Genomic DNA, 17,904 nt, shown 5'->3' on the forward strand with positions numbered 1-17,904 from the left:
CCGGCATGACGCACCCTCTGGTCGGCATCATCATGGGCAGCACGTCCGACTGGGCGACGATGCAGCATGCCGCGGACGCGCTGGATGCGCTGGGCGTCGTCTATGAAACGCGGGTCGTGTCGGCGCATCGCACGCCGCACCGGCTGGTCGACTATGCCGAACAGGCGGACGCGCGCGGGCTGAAGGTGATCGTCGCGGGCGCAGGCGGGGCGGCGCATCTTCCCGGAATGGTCGCCGCGATGACGCATCTGCCCGTGCTTGGCGTACCGGTCGAATCCAAGGCGTTGAGCGGGATGGATAGCCTGTTGTCGATCGTCCAGATGCCTGGCGGAATTCCCGTGGGTACGCTGGCGATCGGCCATGCGGGTGCGAAGAATGCCGGGCTGCTTGCCGCCGCGATCCTCGCCACGTCGGACGCGCTGCTTGCCAAGCGGCTGAAAGCGTGGCGCGCGGCGCAGACCGACGGCGTGGCGACCGACCCGCGATAGGAGGGAAGCGGCATGAAGACGTTACCGCCCGGTTCCACGATCGGCATCCTCGGCGGCGGCCAGCTGGGGCGGATGCTGGCCAGTGCGGCCGCCGAACTCGGCTATCGCACGCATGTGCTCGCGCCGGACCGGGAAAGCGTCGCCGCGCAGACCTCGTCCAGCCTGACGCGGGCCGATTACCACAACCGCATCGTGCTGAAGGACTTCGCCGCCGCGTGCGACGTGGTGACGTACGAATTCGAGAATATCGACGTCGCGCCGGTCGAATGGCTGGCCGAGCATGTCCCGGTCCATCCCGGCCCGCAGGCGCTGCGCGTATCGCAGGAGCGGGTCGCGGAGAAAAGCTTCGTCGAGGGGCTGGGCGGACGCCCGGCACGCTGGGCGGCGGTGAACAGCCGCGCCGATCTCGACGCCGGGCTCCTGCATACCGGCACCCCAGCGGTGCTGAAGACCGCGCGCTTCGGGTATGACGGCAAGGGCCAGGCGGTGATCCGCACGCCCGCCGATGCGGATGCCGCGTGGGACTCGATCGGCGGGCCGGCGGTGCTGGAGGCCTTTATCGATTTCAGCCACGAATTCTCCGTGCTGATCGCCCGGCGCGAGGATGGACTGGTGGCGCGCTATCCGGTGCCGCACAACGTGCATGAGAATGCGGTCCTGCGCACGTCCACCCTCCCCGCCCCGGCTGAAATCCTGGCGCAGGCGGAGGAGGCGACCGCGCTTACCGTGCGTATCGCCGAAGCACTGGACTATGTCGGCGTGCTGGCGTGCGAATTCTTCGTGAGCGCGGACGGACCGGTGTTCAACGAGATGGCACCGCGGGTGCACAATTCAGGCCATTGGACGATCGAGGGTGCGACGACCTCGCAATTCGAGAACCACATCCGCGCCATCTGTGGCCTGCCGCTGGGCGACACGGCGCTGACCGCCCCGGGGGTGGCGATGGAGAATTTGATCGGCGAGGATGCGGAGCGCTGGGCGGAGATCTTGGCCGAGCCGGGTGCGCATCTGCATCTGTACGGGAAGGACATACGGCCAGGCCGGAAGATGGGGCATGTCACGCGGCTGGGTTGACGGGGCCGGGGATTGGCCGGAGTCGGTGCGCAGGATGATAGCCGAACAGCGGTAAACTTGGCGAGTGGTAGTGGATTCGGCGGACAAGGTGGTCGTCAAGACGCTCGCTTGGGCGCGAGCAGTCTTATTCCCTCGCTTTGCCGGTCGGTAAGCCAGTCACCCGACCATCGGATTGCAACTCTGCTCCGTCACAGCCTCACTCGGTCATCGCATCCACCCTCCACCCGTTCGTTTCGAGCGAAGTCGAGAAACAGATCACGATGCGCGCGCCATTCGGCTTCTCGACTTCGCTCGAAGCGAACGGAGTGATGGGAGCCGCCCAAAACGATGCGCAACACATCCAGTCGTTCCTATGCTGGGCATCCCCGGCATCCGCGGGAACCTTCACCCGCTGGCGTTGAAATCCGCTACCCAGCGACCCGCCGAACCGCCAGCGGCACGTCGCAGACGCTGGCACCCGTCGGAACGGTCGGCGGGGCGGCGACCTCGCGCAACCGGAGATAGGCGGCAAAGCGCGGATTGTCCGTGCTGCGATACTGGAATTTCGGGCGTTCCGCAGCGGGGATGTCGCTCGCCAATCGCACGGAGGCGATACCCGTCCGCTCGCCCGGCGTCGCGTAGAACCCCATCGTCGCATCGCTGCGCGGCAGGGCGGACAGATATTGCATGCCCTCAATGATCCGCCCGACCACCGTATAATTGCGATCCAGCCGGCGCGCGGACTGGCCGATCGGGGTGAACAGCTCGGATCCCGAGCCGGTCGACGGCAAGGCATCGCGCGCGACCCCGACCATGCCGTAGCAATGGGTAAGCCACGCGGCCTTGCCGTCACCGGCGATCGGCCAGCCATCGGCGGTGATCCCGGACCTCGCGGAATAGCTGTCGGGGCGCGACAGGATTTGCGCCGCGTCGAAGGCGGCAATCTCGAACTCGGCCGCAGGCACCGCCTTGACGCCCGGCGCCATCGCCTTCTTCTCGGACGGATCACCCCATTGCGCGACCCAGTTTTCCTGCACGCGGTAGACGCTTTCCCCGTTCCACCACCCCGCCCGGGCGAGCGTGCGGACGTTGGCGACATGCTCGGGCGCAAACCGGGCGGCAAGACGGATGACGACGGTCTTGCCGGTCGCCAGCGTCATCACCAGCAGCTCGTCGTCCGGAATCGCGCGCCAATCGCCCTCCGCCGCATCGGAGGGCAGCACCGGCGCGGGCGGCATGACGGGCGGGGCTTGCGCGGCGATTGCCAGCGCGAGGAGCGAGATCAGCATGGCGCAGAGTGTGCACGACCCGTCATAATCACGCAATCGCAACCGCACGCTTGCGCACAGGCCGAACTCCCACTAGGCAGCCGCTTCCGTCCAGGACATGCGGAGCGGTGGCCGAGTGGTCGAAGGCGCTCGCCTGGAAAGTGAGTATACGCCAAAAGCGTATCGAGGGTTCGAATCCCTCCCGCTCCGCCAAGTTCCGACTGTCGCAGGTCCTTTGATCGCACCGCGGCCGTATAAGAATGCGTAGCCGGATGTAGGTCGATTATCGGCGCTATCGCAATATCCGCAGACAGTAGACCAGTTGCTGCTGACGTGAACGAAGCCTCCGGCTCATCAGGTCGGCGGAATTTCGCGGACTGGCGAAAGCGCCGACTGATCCAGGTCAATCATATTTCGCAAGGACGCGCGAAACTTCGGCCGCCCGGCGGACGTTCCCTTGGCAAAACAATCATAGGTTTTTGATCTGTAAGGGGAATTGCTCTCTGTATATCCTGTCGATAGCGCTGGGCGGCTGCCTGAAGGGGCCGCCGGTCGAATTCGGACTGACCGAAGACACCGGTGGACATATCACATACGTTCTGGGTGCGGCGATGGCGCTGGCAAAGCGGAACGATGTCGACCGGGTAGAGATCGTCACGCGCCTGATCGAGGACGAGCGGCTCGGCCCGGCCTATGCCGCGCCGTTCGAGCGCGTCGATGCGAAACTTGCGATACGCCGCGTCGCGACCGACAACCGCGCCTATCTGTCGAAGCGCGATGCCATTCGCGACCGGGCGGCTTTCACCTCGGCGCTGATCGCGCTGCTGGAGGACATGCCCCGCCGGCCCGACATCGTCCACGCGCATTTCGCCGACGCCGCCGAGGTTGCGGCGGCGGTTCGCGACCGGTTCGGCATCCCCTTCGTCTATACCGCCCACTCGCTCGGCATCGACAAGGCGGCGAGCGGTGTGGCCGATGCCGATATCGGGGAGCGGCTGGCCGAAGAGGATCGCGCGATCGCGGCGGCCGACCTGATCATCGCGTCCTCGCGCGACGAGGCCGAGCGCCAGTTGATGCTGTACCCGTCGGCGTGCCCGACGCGCATCCATTGCCTGCCGCCCGGTGCCGGGATGAACGAAGCGGATATTTGTGCCGATCCGGTGCCGGCCCGCGCGCTGATCGCGCCGTTCCTGCGCGATACCGACAAGCCGATCGTTCTTGCGATCGCACGACCGGTGGCGAAGAAAAATCTGGCCGGTCTGATCGACCTTTTCGGGTCCGATGCCGACCTGCGTGCGCAGGCGAACCTGGTGATACTGGCAGGCCTACGTGACGGGCCGGAGTCCGGCGAGACCGAGCAGCGGCAGGTGATACAATCGTTGCTGTCGCGGATCGACGCGCACGACCTGTATGGACACGTCGCGTTGCCGAAGCGCCATTGCGCCGCCGATGTCGCATCGATGTATCAGCTTGCGAAGGCGACGAGCGGCGTGTTCGTCAATCCCGCGCTGACCGAACCCTACGGCCTGACGCTGACGGAAGCCGCGGTTCACGGCCTGCCCGTGGTGGCGACATGCCACGGCGGACCGCCCGATATCGTCGCGACCCTGCGACACGGCCGGATCGCCGATCCGTTCGATCCGGCGGGCTTTGCCGGCGCGATCCGCGGGTTGCTCGACAATCGCGTGGAATGGGCGCGGGCATCGGTCGAGGGCAGCATCAGGAGCAAGCAACTCGATTGGTCGGGCTATGCCGATCGCTTCCTGCGGATCGTCGCGACGCTTCGGCCCAAGCCCGCCGCGGTACACGCCCCGCGCAGGCTGCTGCTGTGCGATATCGACAACACGCTGACCGGCTGCACCGTCGGGGCGGAGAATATGGTCCAGTTCCTGTCGAGCCAGTCCGACCTGGCCTTCGGCGTCGCGACCGGCCGGTCGTTGCAGGAAGCGGAGCGGTTGCTGCGCGAATGGCGCCAGCCCGATCCGCGCGTCCTGATCACGTCGGTTGGCAGCGAGATCTATTGGCGATCCGGCGCGCGGCTCGTTGCCGACCGGGATTTTGCGGCGTGGATCGATGCCGGCTGGGCGCCCGGTGATTTCGACACGCTCGTCTCCGCCGTTCCGAATGTGGAGCGGCAGCCGCCGGTCGAGCAGCGCCGCCACAAACGGAGCTATTTCGTATCGGACCATGCCGCGATCGCGCGTATCCGCCAGTTGTGCGCCGGGCTGCCGGTGCGCGTGATCCACAGCCACGGCCGTCTCCTCGACATCCTGCCCGAACGTGCCGGAAAGGGCGCAGCGATGCGCTGGGTGGCCGACCGGCTGGGCATTGCGGAACAGCATGTCTATGCCGCGGGCGACAGCGGCAACGATCTCGACATGCTCGCCGCGGTGCGCAACGGCATCGTCGTCGCCAATCACAGCGCCGAACTAAATTCCCTGCTGGGTCGCCCGTCAATCTATCTCGCGCGCCGCCCGCATGCCGCGGGCGTGGTCGAGGGGATGCGCGCCTTTGCGATGAAAGAGGCCGCATGAACCGTCCGATCGGCTATTTCGTCCATCATCAGGGTCGCGGCCATGCGGAACGCGCGGCGTCGATCGTCAACGCATTGCCCGCCGCACGGCCGGTCACGCTGTTCAGTGCGCGCGACGACATCTTTCCAGCACTCAACCCGAACGTCTCGATCGTCAAAATACCGTCGTTGTTCGAAATGCCGGACGACGCCGCCCCGGCCCTCGCCAACGCGCGAACCCCGGCGACCTTGCACTGCGCCCCGCTTGGCTGGGCGAGCATCACCAAGGCGGTGGCGACGATCACGCAGTGGTTCGATCAGGCCCGGCCCGCGCTTTTCGTGACCGATGTTTCGGCCGAACTGGCGCAACTCGCACGGATCGCTTCGATACCGTGCGTCACCGTGCTGCAGCACGGGCAGCGCGACGATGCCGGGCATATGGCGGCCTATGAATCCGCGATCGGTATCCTCGCGCCCTATGCCGCGACGCTGGAGCAATCCGGTCGACCCGACTGGATGACGGCGAAGACGCATTATGCGCCGGGCGTCGGTATCGATCCCGCACCGATCGACCGAGCCGAGGCGCGGCGCAGGCTGGGCTTGCCGGAGGATGCGGATATCGTCGTCGTCGTGGCAGGCGGTGGCGGAACCGGCACGCCCGGCACGCCGCTGACGATCGGCGCGCGGGCGGAACCGGAGTCCGTCTGGCTCACGATTGGGGCGGTCAAACAGGAATGGCATGCGACCACGCCCGGCAACCTGCGGCATATCGGGTGGGTCGATGATCCCGAGATTTACATCGCCGCGGCGGACCGGATCGTGTCCTCCGCCGGGAACACCACCGTCCACATGATCGCAGCGGCGGGACGCCCGTGGATCGTCGTGCCCGAATGGCGATATTTCGACGAACAGGTGATGAAGGCACGATCGCTCGCCTGTGCCGGGGTCGCGGTGATGCTGGATCACTGGCCGGCGCATGCGGGTGCATGGCTGAAGGCGTGGGACGATGCCGCAGGGCTGGACCTGAACCTGCAACGCGCGCTGGTCGATCCGGACGCTGCGCGCGACACGGCCGGGTGGCTGGAGGCGCAGGCCGAGGCGGCCTGGGCAGACCCGTTGATCGAGATCGTCGCACGCACGCCGCGGGTGATGGCATGACCGTCACCATCTGCACGCTCGCCGCCGGGCGCGCCGAACATCTGACCAACGTGCTGCTCGGCCTGAACGCGCAAAGCATTTTGCCGGGCGAAGTGGTGATCGCGGTGATGCAGGCCGAACCCTATGCCCTGCCCTCGCTCGATTTTCCGGTGCGGCAATTGATGGTCGGCGCGGGCGGTATCCCGCTCGCCGCCGCGCGCAACGCCGCCGCCCGCGCGGCATCGGGCGACATGCTCGTCTTCCTCGACGTGGATTGCATACCCTATCCCGATTTCATCGCCGACTATGTGCCGCTGCTTGCCGAACACGATGCTTTGTTCATGGGCGAGGTGCTGTATCTGCCGTCCGGCGCGACGGCCGACGGGATCGATATCGCGGCGTTTGAGCGGATCGCGGTGAAGCATAGCGAGCGGGCCGGGCCGCCGGTCGACCGGATCGGCGATTGCACCGACTATCGCTGTTTCTGGTCGCTCAACTTCGCGATGCGCCGGGTGACTTTCCTTGCCACCGGCGGGTTCGACGAACGCTTCGTCGGCTATGGCGGCGAGGATACGGACTTTGGCCGCGTCGTGATGGAAGGCGGCACCCCGATCCTGTGGTGCCGCGGTGCGCGCGTCTTCCACCAGCATCATCCGCATCACATGCCGCCCGTCCATCACGTCGACAGCGTGATCGCCAATGCCGCGCGGTTCCGCGACAAATGGGGCCATTTCACGATGGAGCACTGGCTGCGTGCGTTCACGCTGATGGGACTGGTGCGATTGACGGACGGCGAATATGTTCGCCTGCGCGAGGTGAGCGAGGACGATCTCGCGCTGACGCGGCAGCAGTCGGACCAGCCTTATGCCAGTTCGGCGACCGTGCTCGCTTTGCTAGAGGCGCGGATGGCGGAGGCATAGGCAGCCTCATAGCCGGCGATCATCGCATCGACCGAAAACAGCCGTTCGACGCGCGCGCGGCACGATGCGCGGGGCACCAGCATCGCCGCGCGGACGGCGTCCGCCAGCATATCGGGATCGGCTGGTGCCAGCGCACCCGCTTCCCCCACCACTTCGCGCATCGCGCCGCGATCGACGGCTGCCACCGGAACGCCGCACGCCATCGCTTCCGCTGCGACGAGGCCGAACGGTTCGTCCCACATCGGTGTCGATAGCAGCACCGACGCCTCGCCCATCGCGGCGATCAGCGCGTCGCCGCCGAGATGCCCGTGATGGATACAGTCGTCGCCCAGCAAGGGCGCGACCTTCTCCCCGTAATAATCCATGCAATCGATCGGGCCGTACAGGTCGATGGCGACCCCGGCCCGGCGTGCGGCGAGGATCGCGATCGCGGTACCCTTGTTCGGCGTGATGCGCCCGCACCACGCCGCGCGGCCATTGCCCTGCGTTCGGAAATGCCAGCGGTCCGTATCGATCCCGTTATAGACGACGGAGGCCGTGTCCGGCGCGTCCGCCCACCAACTGTCCAGATGGCTCTCCGACGTCGCCGTCTGTCGCAGCCAGGGCACGGCGTTCCGGGCGACCGCATCGGCCAGGCCACCGAACGGCGGCACGTGCAGCGACGTCACCATCGGCTGGCCGTCGCGTCGCGCCCAATCGTGCAAGGCGGGGTGCATCGCATTGTTGTGGACGACGTCGAAACCGCCGCCCGCGATGACCGACCACGCGCGGCCGAACGCCGCCTGCTGGAATTCGGTCAACTCGTCCGTGTCGCGCCACAGCGCCCAGGGCAGCACCGCCTCGTAATGCCGATCGGTCACCCCGTGCAGCGGGAGCGCGGGATCGCTGTCGCCGCTGGCGAACAGGGTCACGTCATGCCCCCGCGCCACGAGCGCGCGGACAAGCAGATGGCAATGCGATTCCATCCCGCCCATGAACGGCGCAGCCACCGGGTGGCGCAGATGTCCGATCACCGCGATCCGCAAAGGGTTCATAGGTAGGTCTGCCGGGTCAAAGGTAGAGGCTGCGTCAGGCGAGGCCGGCGACTGGCCCGGTGCCGGGATCGAAGGACGACGTTCCCGACGGCTCGCCGCGCGAATAGGTCCCGCGTAGGATCCCGACCGCCAGCACATGCCCCGCAATCGCCTCGACGAACGCCCCGCGGCCGGGGGTTGCGCCCGGTGCCGTCGCGCCGGACAAGGCGAACAGCTGGAACACGTAATCGTGCTCGCCATGTCCGGTGGGCGGATCGGGCGGAAGCCAGCCCTCGCGGAAATAGCTGTTGCGGCCGACGTCTCCGTTCGCGCCGCCATCTCCGTCCGGCATGATCGCACCTTCTGCCAGTCGGCCGTCATCCGCCTCCAGCCCCCAGACGATCGCGTGGACCAAGGGGCTTGGCGTGGGCGCGTCGGGATCCTCGACGATCAACGCGAGACTCTTCGTGCCGTCGGGAATGCCGGTCCAGACCAGAGGTGGCGACACGCCCTCCCCGTCCGCCGTGAAGCGGACGGGGAGGCGCGCGCCGTCGGCAAAGGCCGGACTGGCGAGGTCGATACGCCCCGTATCGGACCCGACCGCCGGGTCGGCGGCGACCAGATTACCGTGCCCGGCGCGTTGACCGCTCAGCGCCTTACCGAGCCACGCGGGAACATATTCCAGCATACGACCTCTTTCCTTGCCTCGAACGTCAAGCGAGCGTGCGGACTTTCGGTTCCCGGTCGTAGAAGCGGCGCGATGCCGCCTTCACGAACGAAGCATCCAGTTTGGTTACGCCCTCGTCCGCTTCGACTCCTGCCTTGTCGAGCAAGGGCTTGGCCGCGTCGCTCGCCCCGATCGCCTTCAGATGCGCGAACGCATTCATCGCGAACTCGACCGCCGCGCCTTCGGTCAGCAACGTCTTGCAGCCCGCGTCGGACAGAATGATCGCGACCGCGTCGAAGATCTGGCTCGGCGATCCGGCAAGCTGGCCGTCCGCCTTCCTGACCGACCCGTCGGAAAGCTTCGCCCCGCCGACCTTGGGCGCGACGATGACCGCCTTGCCCTTGGCCTTGGTCACCGCGTCGATCACCGCGTCTAGTTCGCCGGCATCGGTGCCGTCCGCGATCAGGATACCGACCGCGCGGCCCTCCAAAGTAGCCTTCATGTTCTTGTGGATCGACAGCGCGTCGGACGGGGCCATGTCGACCGGCTCCTTCGCCGCCTTCGCCTTGTCGGGCAAGGCGATGCCGAGGCCGTCGGCGACACGCTGCGCCAGGTCCTCGTCCACGTTGCGCAGGTTGGCGACCATCCGCGGCGGTACCTGCTCCAGCAGGCCGACCTTCGACAGTTCGAATACGAAGGAGGAGGCGATATGCGCCTGCTCATGCGCGTCCTGCGACCGGTAGAACAGCCGCGCCTGGCTGTAATGATCCGCGAACGTATCCGCCCGAACGCGCAGCTTGTCGCCCGTCTCGTCCGGCCCGGTTGCGGCGTTGACCGTCGCGAAGCCACGATCGACGCTTTCGCGCGGGCCGCCTTCCTCGCCATGTGCGGAAAGGCTGTTGGGCTCGTAATTCGCGCGGCCCTTCGGCACCATAGTCTGCATCATTCCGTCACGCTGGAAATTGCCGAACGGGCAGCGCGGGGTGTTGATCGGGATCTGGTGGAAGTTCGTCGTCCCCAGCCGCGACTTCTGCGTGTCGAGATAGCTGAACAGTCGCCCCTGAAGCAGCGGATCGTTCGAAAAATCGATCCCCGGCACGATGTTGGTCGGCAGGAACGCAACCTGCTCCGTCTCGGCGAAGAAGTTATCGACGTTGCGGTTCAGCGTTAGCGTGCCGATCAGACGAACCGGCACGTCCTCTTCCGGAATAAGCTTCGTCGCGTCGAGCACGTCGTACGGCTGTGCGTTGGCGAAATCCTCGTCGAACACCTGGATGCCCAGATCCCATTGCGGGAAGTCGCCGCTATCGATCGCCTCGAACAGGTCGCGGCGCTGATAGTCATTGTCCGCCGCCTGCAACTTCAGCGCCTCGTCCCAGATCGTCGACTGAAGCCCGAGCCTCGGCTTCCAGTGAAACTTGACGAAGCTGACCTTGCCCGCATCGTTGACCAGCTTGAACGTATGGACGCCGAAGCCTTCCATCATGCGGAACGATCGCGGCAACGTGCGATCCGACATCGCCCACATCAGCATGTGTGTCGTCTCGGGCATCAGCGACGCCCAGTCCCAGAACGTGTCGTGCGCGCTGCCGGCCTGCGGATAGCCGCGATCCGCCTCCATCTTCACCGCGTGGACGAGATCGGGGAACTTGATCGCATCCTGGATGAAGAAGACCGGGATGTTATTGCCGACCAGATCCCAATTGCCCTCCTTGGTATAGAACTTCACCGCGAAACCGCGCACGTCGCGCGGCGTATCGACCGAACCGGCCCCGCCCGCGACGGTCGAGAAGCGCACGAAAACCTCGGTCTTTTCGCCTTTCGCGAACACCGCGGCGCGCGACAGGTCGCTGATGTCGTCGGTCGCCTCGAACACGCCGTGCGCGCCACTGCCGCGGGCATGGACGATACGCTCCGGGATACGCTCGTGGTCGAAGTGGAAGATCTTTTCGCGAAGGACGAAATCCTCCAGCAGGGTCGGGCCGCGCGCGCCGCTTTTGAGGCTGTTCTGGTTGTCGCTGATCGGAACGCCGTGGTTCGTCGTCAACACTGCGCCGCCATCGTCGGCACGCTGATGGGTCTCGCCGCCGGATGCGGTCGTCGCTTTGTCTGCCATGTAGAATGATCCCGCTTCATCGGACGTAGGTCGTCCATCGCGGGGTCAACGCATGGTGACCGCGTAAGGGCACCGGATATTTGACTTATTTTAAGCGCCGGGCGCGATGCCGGGCTCAGCCGCCACCGATACCTTCGATCACCGTGCCGCTTCCTTCGCAGGTCGGGCACGTCTTGCCGTCCACCTCGCCGCTCCCTTCGCACTGCGGGCAGACGTTTTCCCCGGTACCCGGAGTGCCGGCCGGGGCCTGATCCCCCGGCGCCATCGGTTCGTTTTCCATCGTCCATCTCCTTCGTGGCTATCAACGCGCGATGCGCCGGGAAGCTTCCCAGCACGGTGATATCGACCGGGAACGATGACTCGTTTCGCCGCGCATGTCGCATCTGACAAAGGGCAAAGGGGCGAACCTTGATCCAGTCTATTGATCTGCCTGATTGAATTCCGCCGCCACCGAAAATAGCCTGAAGTTGAAATGGGTTGGCCGAATGCACAGCAGTGCGGATCGGACCCGAGCGAAGCCAAGGAGCGCAACCATGACGGACGCAACCGACGGGAAGAACGGTGAACAAGCCGGTTCCACCGAGAAAGACGCGGAGAAGGTGAAGGAAATCGCCGAACGCGCCGGGGGTGGATCGAACAAGGAGTCCGACCTCGGCAGCAACGAGGATATCGACCAGATCGGCGGGCAGGCGCACGATCGTTCGTCCTGACGCTTGCCCGGTAGCCGGTCGCGGGGCCGCAGGTCGGTTCGGATGATCGGCCGATCGACCCGCATCCTGGCGGGCCTGATCCTCGGACTCGCATCGGGCGCGGCGTTATCCGGTACGGCGGTAGGAGACTCGCTGTTGCCGGTGACGCGCCCGATCGGCCGGTTGTGGCTGGATGCGCTGACCATGACGGTCGTGCCGCTGATCTTCTCTCTCCTCGTCGACGGGATCATGAGCACGGCGGAAAGCGCCGGTGGCGGTCGCGCCGCGACGCGGGCGCTGGCGTGGTTCGCCGGTTTACTGCTTTGCGCCTGCGCCGCCGCCGCCGGCTTTGCGAGCATCGCGCTCGATCTCTGGCCCGTCCCGCGCGAGGCCGCGGCCTTGCTCGCGCGGGAGGCACCCGCCCCGGCGGTCGCCGGCGCAGCGGACTGGATCGGCACGATCATTCCCGCCAATCCCATCCGCGCGGCAGCGGACACAGCGATCGTCCCGATCGTGGTCTTCGCGCTGTTCTTCGGCTTCTCCGCCAGCCGCATCGCGCCGGACCTGCGCAACAGTGTCCGCACGCTGTTCAAGGCGATCGTCGAGACGATGCTGGGAATCGTCCACTGGGTCCTGCTCGTCGCGCCTGTCGGCGTGTTCGCACTGGCATTCGCGGTCGGCATGCAGGCGGGGACCGGGGCGGCGGGGTTGCTCGTCCATTATATCGCCGCGGTCGTCGCGACGTGCCTGCTGGTCACCGCGCTCGCCTATCCCGTCGTCGCGGTGTTCGGGCGGATATCCCCCGCCGCTTTCGCGCGTGCCGCACTGCCCGCACAGGCGGTGGCGGTCAGCACCCAGTCGTCGCTGGCATCCTTGCCGACAATGATCGATGCGGCGCCGCGACTGGATGTTCGCGCGGAGGCAGCCGGGATCGTATTGCCGCTCGCCGTGTCCGTGTTCCGGGCCGCGAGCGCGGCGGCGAACGTGACGGTCGCCGTCTATCTGGCACGCCTGTACGGCATCGATATCGGCATCGGCACGCTGCTGATCGGTTGCGCCGTCGCTGCGCTGGTCAGCGTCGGCGCGGTCGGCTTGCCTGCGCAGGTGTCCTTCTTCGCGATCATCGGGCCCGTTTGCCTTGCGATGGGCGTTCCGATCGCGTTGTTGCCGCTGTTGCTCGCCGTCGAGACGATCCCCGATATCTTCCGCACGCTGGGCAACGTCACCGCCGACCTCGCCGTCGCGCGGCTGGCAGGACGGAGCGTCGACCACGCGGATTAGTGCTCGCGAAACGACGCGGCGCATGCCGGGCGCGCGAATGTCGCTGGTGTTGCCGTGCGCCCGATCCATGCTCTTCATAGGTCTGCACCGCCTGGCCCCCGGCTTTTGTGCGCCGGGCCCCACCAATCTTCCAGGTTTCGAACCCGAAAAGGCGGCGCAGGCGTTACGTAATCAACACGTTACGGTTCGAGAGATTGAATGAGATTTTTGATTGCGGAAAGCGAGCCACCGGAAGCCCGGGAGGCTCGGAGAAACAGTGTCGGCAAGAGTTCGGGCGAAACCTATATCGAGATGCTCAACGATCTTGCGCCCGGCGCAACGTGCGATCGCGCCAAGCCCGCCGACGAAGATACCGATCCGATGACGGTGGAGGCGATCGCCGGATACGATGCCGTCTTCCTGACCGGATCGCCGCTGCACATCTACGATTCCACACCGGAGGCAGAGCGCGAGATCGACTTCATGCGCCGGGTCTTCGCCTCGGGAACGCCGTCGTTTGGATCGTGCGCCGGGTTGCAGGTCGCGGCGGCGGCGGCCGGTGGAAAGGTCCGGGAAATGGAGAAGCGGCAGGAGGCGGGCTTCGCGCGGCGCATCACGCTGACCGATGCCGGCCGCGACCATCCGCTGCTCCGCGGACGCCCGGCGGCATTCGACGCGCCGGCGATCCACGGCGACGAGGTTGCCGAACTGCCGCCCGGCGCGACCCTGCTGGCCGGGAACACGGTTACCGCGATCCAGGCGGCCGAGATCCGGTACGACCAGAGCATATTCTGGGGCGTGCAATATCACCCCGAACTGTCGCTGGCCGAGATCGCCGCGGCGCTTCGCCGCCAGTCTGACGACCTGATCGAGCAGGGGTTGGCGCGCTGTTTCGCGGATATCGATAGCATCGCGGCGTCGATCGACGACTTCGATCGCGAGCCCGAACGCGCCGATCTGGCATGGCGGCTCGGTCTCGATCGTCAGGTGTCCGACGTCGACCTGCGACGGACCGAGATCCGGAACTTCGTGGAGCTGCTGGTTCGGCCGGTCATGGCGGAGCGGGGCCGGTCGGGATGCGAGGCGGCTGACGAAAGCCTCGCGGCCTGATCGTCAGCCGTCGCCATCCGTGCGGGTGAGCACCAGCCCGACCGCCGCGATCCGCTCGACCTCGGCATAAGCGGGCTGGTCGAGTTCGTCGCCGAAGATGTCCGGGTCCAGCTCGTGATAATCGAAGCGCCAGCCGGCCGACGGGATCCGCTCTCGCAGCGCGTCGAGCAGGACGTCGCGTCCGTCGACGATCGATACGCCGGTGTGCAGGATGATCTTGCCGCCCGGTCGCAACAACCGCATGCCGTCGCATACCCAGTCGAGCGACAATCGGCCGCCATAAAGGTCACCGCCGTCGCGATATGCGCGCGCGCCATCGTCCATCATGAACGGTGGATGCGTTACGATCAGGTCGAACTCCGCGGTCAGGTCGGCCGGACGCCCCGCTTCGACTGTGCGGTGGTCCACCCCGGTGAATTCGGCGTTGATCGAGGCGAGGAACAGGGCCTTGGGGTTTATGTCCGCCAGCGTCAGGACCGATCCCGGCCGACCGCGCGCGGCGGTGATCCCGCCGACACCCGCGCCCGCGCCATAGTCCAGAATCTGCGCGCCTTCCGGCAATCGTCCCATCCGCGCGACGATCAGGTCGGCGAAACGGTAACTGTCCGGGCCGAGAAAGACGGAATCCTCCGCCAACGTCGGGTAGGCGGAATGGAGGAACAGCGCGCCCCGCACGCTGGACACGCGGATCGTCGCCGCCAACAGCCCGTCGTCCCGCTGCTCGACCGCGCCCGCACGCTGCAGCAGCTCGAGGACCGCCGGCTGGACCACATCAGACGTGAAGGGGAGGCTCCACCCAAGCACATCGCGAAGATTCTTCGCGCGGGTCCGATCGGCGCGCGCGACGACGCGCCGATGCGTCGCCGGGGTCGCGGTGACGAAGCGATAGTCGTCGGCTCGCAGCGTCGCGAGCAACTGCTTCAACGCCGTCCTTCGTTCGGTCTGGCGACCCTCTTCGCCATGCCCCGATCCTTTCGACGTCCGCACCTTCGATGAATCAATGATAGATGTTAAGTTCATGTATTCACGCCATTTTTTTGAGGTCGGAAGTAAACTGGCCGGCGGCGTGCGGGTTCCCGTGTCCCAGCTTGGCGGCAAACTGGCTGATGCAGATAAGTGCCTGTTGAATCTTCGGAACCGTCCCCCTTTCACGTCATTCTCTGGATCATATCGACCGGAAGGTGAACAGCCGGAGACGCGAGCGATGCCTGAACTCGGAGACGTACTCAAAGCGATCGGACCGAATGCGTCGATCGTCTTCGCGGCGTGGATCTTCATGGGTTTCCTGCAACAGCGCTATGACAGCGCGATCGACCGCTACCGCTCGGCAGTGGGCGACTTTCGCGCGAACGATCACGACGACGACCGCGCCGGGAATCTGAAGGACCAGATCCTGACCTATCGCAGCCGCTGCAAGTTGATGGGCCGGGCGACTTTGGTCGGTCTGGTCGCCGCGATCCTGTTGATCGCCGCTCTGGTGTTCGGCGCGCTGGACGTGCTGATACCACGGACACCGGTCATCATGGCGGCGGGCACGGCGGCGTCGATCGTCGGGTTCCTGTTGGTCATCCTCGCCGCGGCGATCGTGATCGCAGAGGGCCGGATCGTCACTCGCCAACTCGACGACGAACTGCGCGATGTCGGCGATCTGGCAAACGACGCCGGTCGCGGCGGGCGGGGCATTGCACGATGACCGCGGCGACCCTCCACAAAAGCAAGGACCAGTCATGACCAAAGCCTGCCTTCCGACCGCGATCCTGCTGCTGCTGGCTGGATGCGGAAGCCCCAGCCCGGCAGAGAACGCGGCCGACCAACTGGAGCGTGCCGCCGACCAGAGCGATCCCGCCGCCGCGACCGAACTGGAAAATCGCGCCGATGCGATCCGCGCATCCGGCACGGCGCCGGGTAACAGCAGCGATCCGGCCGGCGCCGTGCAGAATGCGATGGAAGCGGGTGGAAACGCCCAGATGGGCAACATCCGCTAACCCCGGAAGGAGATCATGCGATGAAATTGTTCGGTATCCGCCTGTACGGAACCTCCGACCCCGGCGACTCAACGCCCCCTGCCAACGAAGGCATGCGCGGTGAACGCGCGGCGCGCGCGGGCGGCGGTTCCGGCGACGAACGGATCGAAGACGTCAACGGTCGCAGGATCGCAGTCGAGGAAACATCGGGTGTCGCCAGCGCCGAGGCGGCGATCGACGCGGAGAACGGGGATCACGACGCGAACCGCTGATCCCGGAAGCGTCAGTCCGCGACGTCGATCGCGCTCAGGACATGGATCTCCGGCCGACCCGCCGCGAGATCGCGTGCCGCCATCCCGAACGCCTTGTAATGATCCGACCCGCGATGCGCCTCGATCGCGGCTTCGTCCGTGTACAGCTCGTTGAACACGTACCGGCGCTCGCCGTCAGTCTCGCGCCACAGGTCATAGTGCAGCACGCCGGTTTCGGCCCGCGATCCGGCAACCGCCTGCGCCGCGGCAGCCTCGAATGCGTCCGCCTGTCCGGGCTTCACGGTGACGAACGCAATGACTTTGATGGGCATTCAGGCTCTCCTCTGTCTTGTTACCCTATCTGTGCCCGCCGCATCCGACGCGCGCAAGCACGTCGCACGACGGTCAGCGGATCGAACGGTTGGGCATGCCAGACCCACGGTGTATCATACGGTAAAACCGGAGAGAAAAGTCATGACCGACGCGACGTATACGCCCCCGAACGCTGGGTCTGGAACAAGGACAATGGCGGACGCTTCGCCAACATCAACCGGCCGATCGCCGGCCCCACGCACGACAAGGACCTGCCCGTCGGGCGGCACCCGCTCCAGCTCTATTCGCTCGCCACGCCGAACGGCGTGAAGGTGACGGTCATGCTCGAGGAACTGCTCGCCGCGGGACATGACGGTGCGGAATATGACGCGTGGCTGATCCGCATCAACGAAGGTGACCAGTTCTCCAGCGGTTTCGTCGATATCAATCCCAATTCGAAGATCCCGGCATTGCTCGACCACAGCGGGACGACGCCGGTGCGCGTGTTCGAATCCGGCTCGATCCTATTGTACCTCGCGGAGAAGTTCGGGGCGTTCGTGCCGACCGATCCCGCCGCCCGCGCCGAATGCCTGTCCTGGCTGTTCTGGCAGATGGGCAGCGGCCCCTATCTGGGCGGTGGCTTCGGCCACTTCTATGCCTATGCCCCCACCAAGATCGAATATGCGATCGACCGGTTCGCGATGGAAACGAAGCGGCAGCTTGATGTGCTCGACCGGCGATTGGCGGAAAGCGAGTATCTGGGCGGCAGCGACTATACGATCGCCGATATGGCGGTGTGGCCGTGGTACGGTGCGCTCGCCAAGGGTCTGGTCTACGATGCGGGCACGTTCCTGCAGGTCGAGGATTACACGCACCTGCAGCGCTGGACCGACCAGATCGCCGAACGTCCTGCGGTAAAGCGCGGGCGGATGGTCAATCGGGTGATGGGCGATCCGGCAAGCCAATTGCACGAACGCCACGACGCCAGCGACTTCGACACGAAGACGCAGGACAAGATCGGCACGGACGCCAGCGGGTCCTAGACCAACGACTTCAATACGCCCCGTTCGTGCTGAGCCTGTCGAAGCACCTGCCCATGTGGCCCGCCCTTCGACAAGCTCAGGACGAACGGTTGAATGTGCCG

Annotated in this window: 19 protein-coding genes and 1 tRNA gene; 13 read left to right on the forward strand and 7 right to left on the reverse strand. The window is 66.1% G+C overall.

Translation table 11 applies throughout. The annotated features are described in order from the left end of the window. Positions 1-5 precede the first annotated feature (5 nt). Together purE and H5J25_RS14450 are read left to right on the forward strand one after the other, a co-directional pair. Positions 6-488: a 5-(carboxyamino)imidazole ribonucleotide mutase gene (gene purE / locus H5J25_RS14445; RefSeq protein ID WP_202092130.1), complete on the forward strand. Its 483-nt coding sequence runs from the start codon at positions 6-8 to the stop codon at positions 486-488. A gap of 12 nt (positions 489-500) precedes the next feature. Further along, the gene (locus H5J25_RS14450; protein WP_202092132.1) at positions 501-1,562 is read left to right on the forward strand and encodes a 5-(carboxyamino)imidazole ribonucleotide synthase; all 1,062 of its coding nucleotides are present in this window, start codon (positions 501-503) and stop codon (positions 1,560-1,562) included. A gap of 407 nt (positions 1,563-1,969) precedes the next feature. Here H5J25_RS14450 and H5J25_RS14455 read toward each other — a convergent pair whose 3' ends face one another. After that, positions 1,970-2,830 carry a peptidylprolyl isomerase gene (locus H5J25_RS14455; protein ID WP_202092134.1) on the reverse strand — a complete coding sequence of 287 codons (861 nt, stop codon included), beginning with the start codon at positions 2,828-2,830 and terminating at the stop codon, positions 1,970-1,972. Positions 2,831-2,931: 101 nt separating this feature from the next. On the opposite strand from H5J25_RS14455, the gene H5J25_RS14460 reads away from it, so the two are divergent. The 4 genes from H5J25_RS14460 (at position 2,932) to H5J25_RS14475 (ending at position 7,378) form a co-directional block, all read left to right on the forward strand. Then, positions 2,932-3,022: transfer RNA gene (locus tag H5J25_RS14460), tRNA-Ser, on the forward strand. Between the two features lie 266 nt (positions 3,023-3,288). Next, positions 3,289-5,343: an HAD-IIB family hydrolase gene (locus H5J25_RS14465; protein WP_202092136.1), complete on the forward strand. Its 2,055-nt coding sequence runs from the start codon at positions 3,289-3,291 to the stop codon at positions 5,341-5,343. After that, positions 5,340-6,479 (forward strand): glycosyltransferase, encoded by a 1,140-nt coding sequence (locus H5J25_RS14470; protein ID WP_202092138.1) that lies wholly within the window; start codon positions 5,340-5,342, stop codon positions 6,477-6,479. Before H5J25_RS14465 ends, H5J25_RS14470 begins: the two co-directional genes overlap by 4 nt. Further along, the gene (locus H5J25_RS14475; protein WP_202092140.1) at positions 6,476-7,378 is read left to right on the forward strand and encodes a glycosyltransferase; all 903 of its coding nucleotides are present in this window, start codon (positions 6,476-6,478) and stop codon (positions 7,376-7,378) included. The genes H5J25_RS14470 and H5J25_RS14475 overlap by 4 nt, the downstream gene beginning before the upstream one ends. Here the strand turns inward: H5J25_RS14475 and H5J25_RS14480 are convergent. From H5J25_RS14480 to H5J25_RS14495, 4 genes are all read right to left on the reverse strand, one after another. Then, positions 7,321-8,412, reverse strand: a complete 1,092-nt coding sequence (locus tag H5J25_RS14480) for a glycosyltransferase (RefSeq protein WP_225883137.1) — start codon at positions 8,410-8,412, stop codon at positions 7,321-7,323. The genes H5J25_RS14475 and H5J25_RS14480 overlap by 58 nt on opposite strands. Before the next feature lie 34 nt (positions 8,413-8,446). Further along, positions 8,447-9,079: a YbhB/YbcL family Raf kinase inhibitor-like protein gene (locus tag H5J25_RS14485; RefSeq protein WP_202092142.1), complete on the reverse strand. Its 633-nt coding sequence runs from the start codon at positions 9,077-9,079 to the stop codon at positions 8,447-8,449. 25 nt (positions 9,080-9,104) lie between these two features. Beyond that, a complete protein-coding gene (locus tag H5J25_RS14490) occupies positions 9,105-11,174 on the reverse strand; it encodes a catalase (protein WP_202092144.1) in 2,070 nt (689 codons plus the stop codon). Positions 11,175-11,289: 115 nt separating this feature from the next. Then, on the reverse strand, positions 11,290-11,454 hold the full coding sequence (locus H5J25_RS14495; protein WP_202092145.1) for a hypothetical protein: 165 nt from the start codon (positions 11,452-11,454) through the stop codon (positions 11,290-11,292). A gap of 253 nt (positions 11,455-11,707) precedes the next feature. On the opposite strand from H5J25_RS14495, the gene H5J25_RS14500 reads away from it, so the two are divergent. From H5J25_RS14500 to H5J25_RS14510, 3 genes are all read left to right on the forward strand, one after another. Beyond that, complete coding sequence (locus tag H5J25_RS14500) at positions 11,708-11,884, forward strand: hypothetical protein (protein WP_202092147.1); 177 nt, start codon at positions 11,708-11,710, stop codon at positions 11,882-11,884. A gap of 42 nt (positions 11,885-11,926) precedes the next feature. Then, positions 11,927-13,144, forward strand: coding sequence for a dicarboxylate/amino acid:cation symporter (locus H5J25_RS14505; protein WP_225883138.1), 1,218 nt, complete (start codon positions 11,927-11,929; stop codon positions 13,142-13,144). A gap of 198 nt (positions 13,145-13,342) precedes the next feature. Continuing rightward, a complete protein-coding gene (locus H5J25_RS14510) occupies positions 13,343-14,233 on the forward strand; it encodes a type 1 glutamine amidotransferase (RefSeq protein WP_202092149.1) in 891 nt (296 codons plus the stop codon). A 3-nt stretch (positions 14,234-14,236) separates the two neighbouring features. Here the strand turns inward: H5J25_RS14510 and H5J25_RS14515 are convergent, their stop codons facing one another. Then, complete coding sequence (locus tag H5J25_RS14515) at positions 14,237-15,220, reverse strand: methyltransferase (protein ID WP_225883139.1); 984 nt, start codon at positions 15,218-15,220, stop codon at positions 14,237-14,239. Between the two features lie 217 nt (positions 15,221-15,437). On the opposite strand from H5J25_RS14515, the gene H5J25_RS14520 reads away from it, so the two are divergent. Genes H5J25_RS14520 through H5J25_RS14530 form a run of 3 tightly spaced genes read left to right on the forward strand, consistent with a single transcriptional unit; the run spans position 15,438 to position 16,469 of the window. Beyond that, positions 15,438-15,926 (forward strand): DUF2721 domain-containing protein, encoded by a 489-nt coding sequence (locus tag H5J25_RS14520; protein ID WP_202092153.1) that lies wholly within the window; start codon positions 15,438-15,440, stop codon positions 15,924-15,926. Between the two features lie 34 nt (positions 15,927-15,960). Next, positions 15,961-16,218, forward strand: coding sequence for a hypothetical protein (locus tag H5J25_RS14525; protein ID WP_202092155.1), 258 nt, complete (start codon positions 15,961-15,963; stop codon positions 16,216-16,218). Between the two features lie 20 nt (positions 16,219-16,238). Continuing rightward, entirely contained in the window at positions 16,239-16,469 is a 231-nt protein-coding gene (locus tag H5J25_RS14530) for a hypothetical protein (protein WP_202092157.1), read from the forward strand. A gap of 11 nt (positions 16,470-16,480) precedes the next feature. Here H5J25_RS14530 and H5J25_RS14535 read toward each other — a convergent pair whose 3' ends face one another. Beyond that, positions 16,481-16,780, reverse strand: a complete 300-nt coding sequence (locus H5J25_RS14535; protein WP_225883140.1) for a putative quinol monooxygenase — start codon at positions 16,778-16,780, stop codon at positions 16,481-16,483. A gap of 213 nt (positions 16,781-16,993) precedes the next feature. Between H5J25_RS14535 and yghU the strand changes: the two genes are divergently transcribed. Beyond that, positions 16,994-17,803 (forward strand): glutathione-dependent disulfide-bond oxidoreductase, encoded by an 810-nt coding sequence (yghU, locus tag H5J25_RS14540; RefSeq protein WP_225883535.1) that lies wholly within the window; start codon positions 16,994-16,996, stop codon positions 17,801-17,803. Positions 17,804-17,904: the final 101 nt, after the last annotated feature.

Origin of the sequence: Sphingomonas aliaeris (assembly GCF_016743815.1) — a bacterium.
Lineage (GTDB): Bacteria > Pseudomonadota > Alphaproteobacteria > Sphingomonadales > Sphingomonadaceae > Sphingomonas > Sphingomonas aliaeris.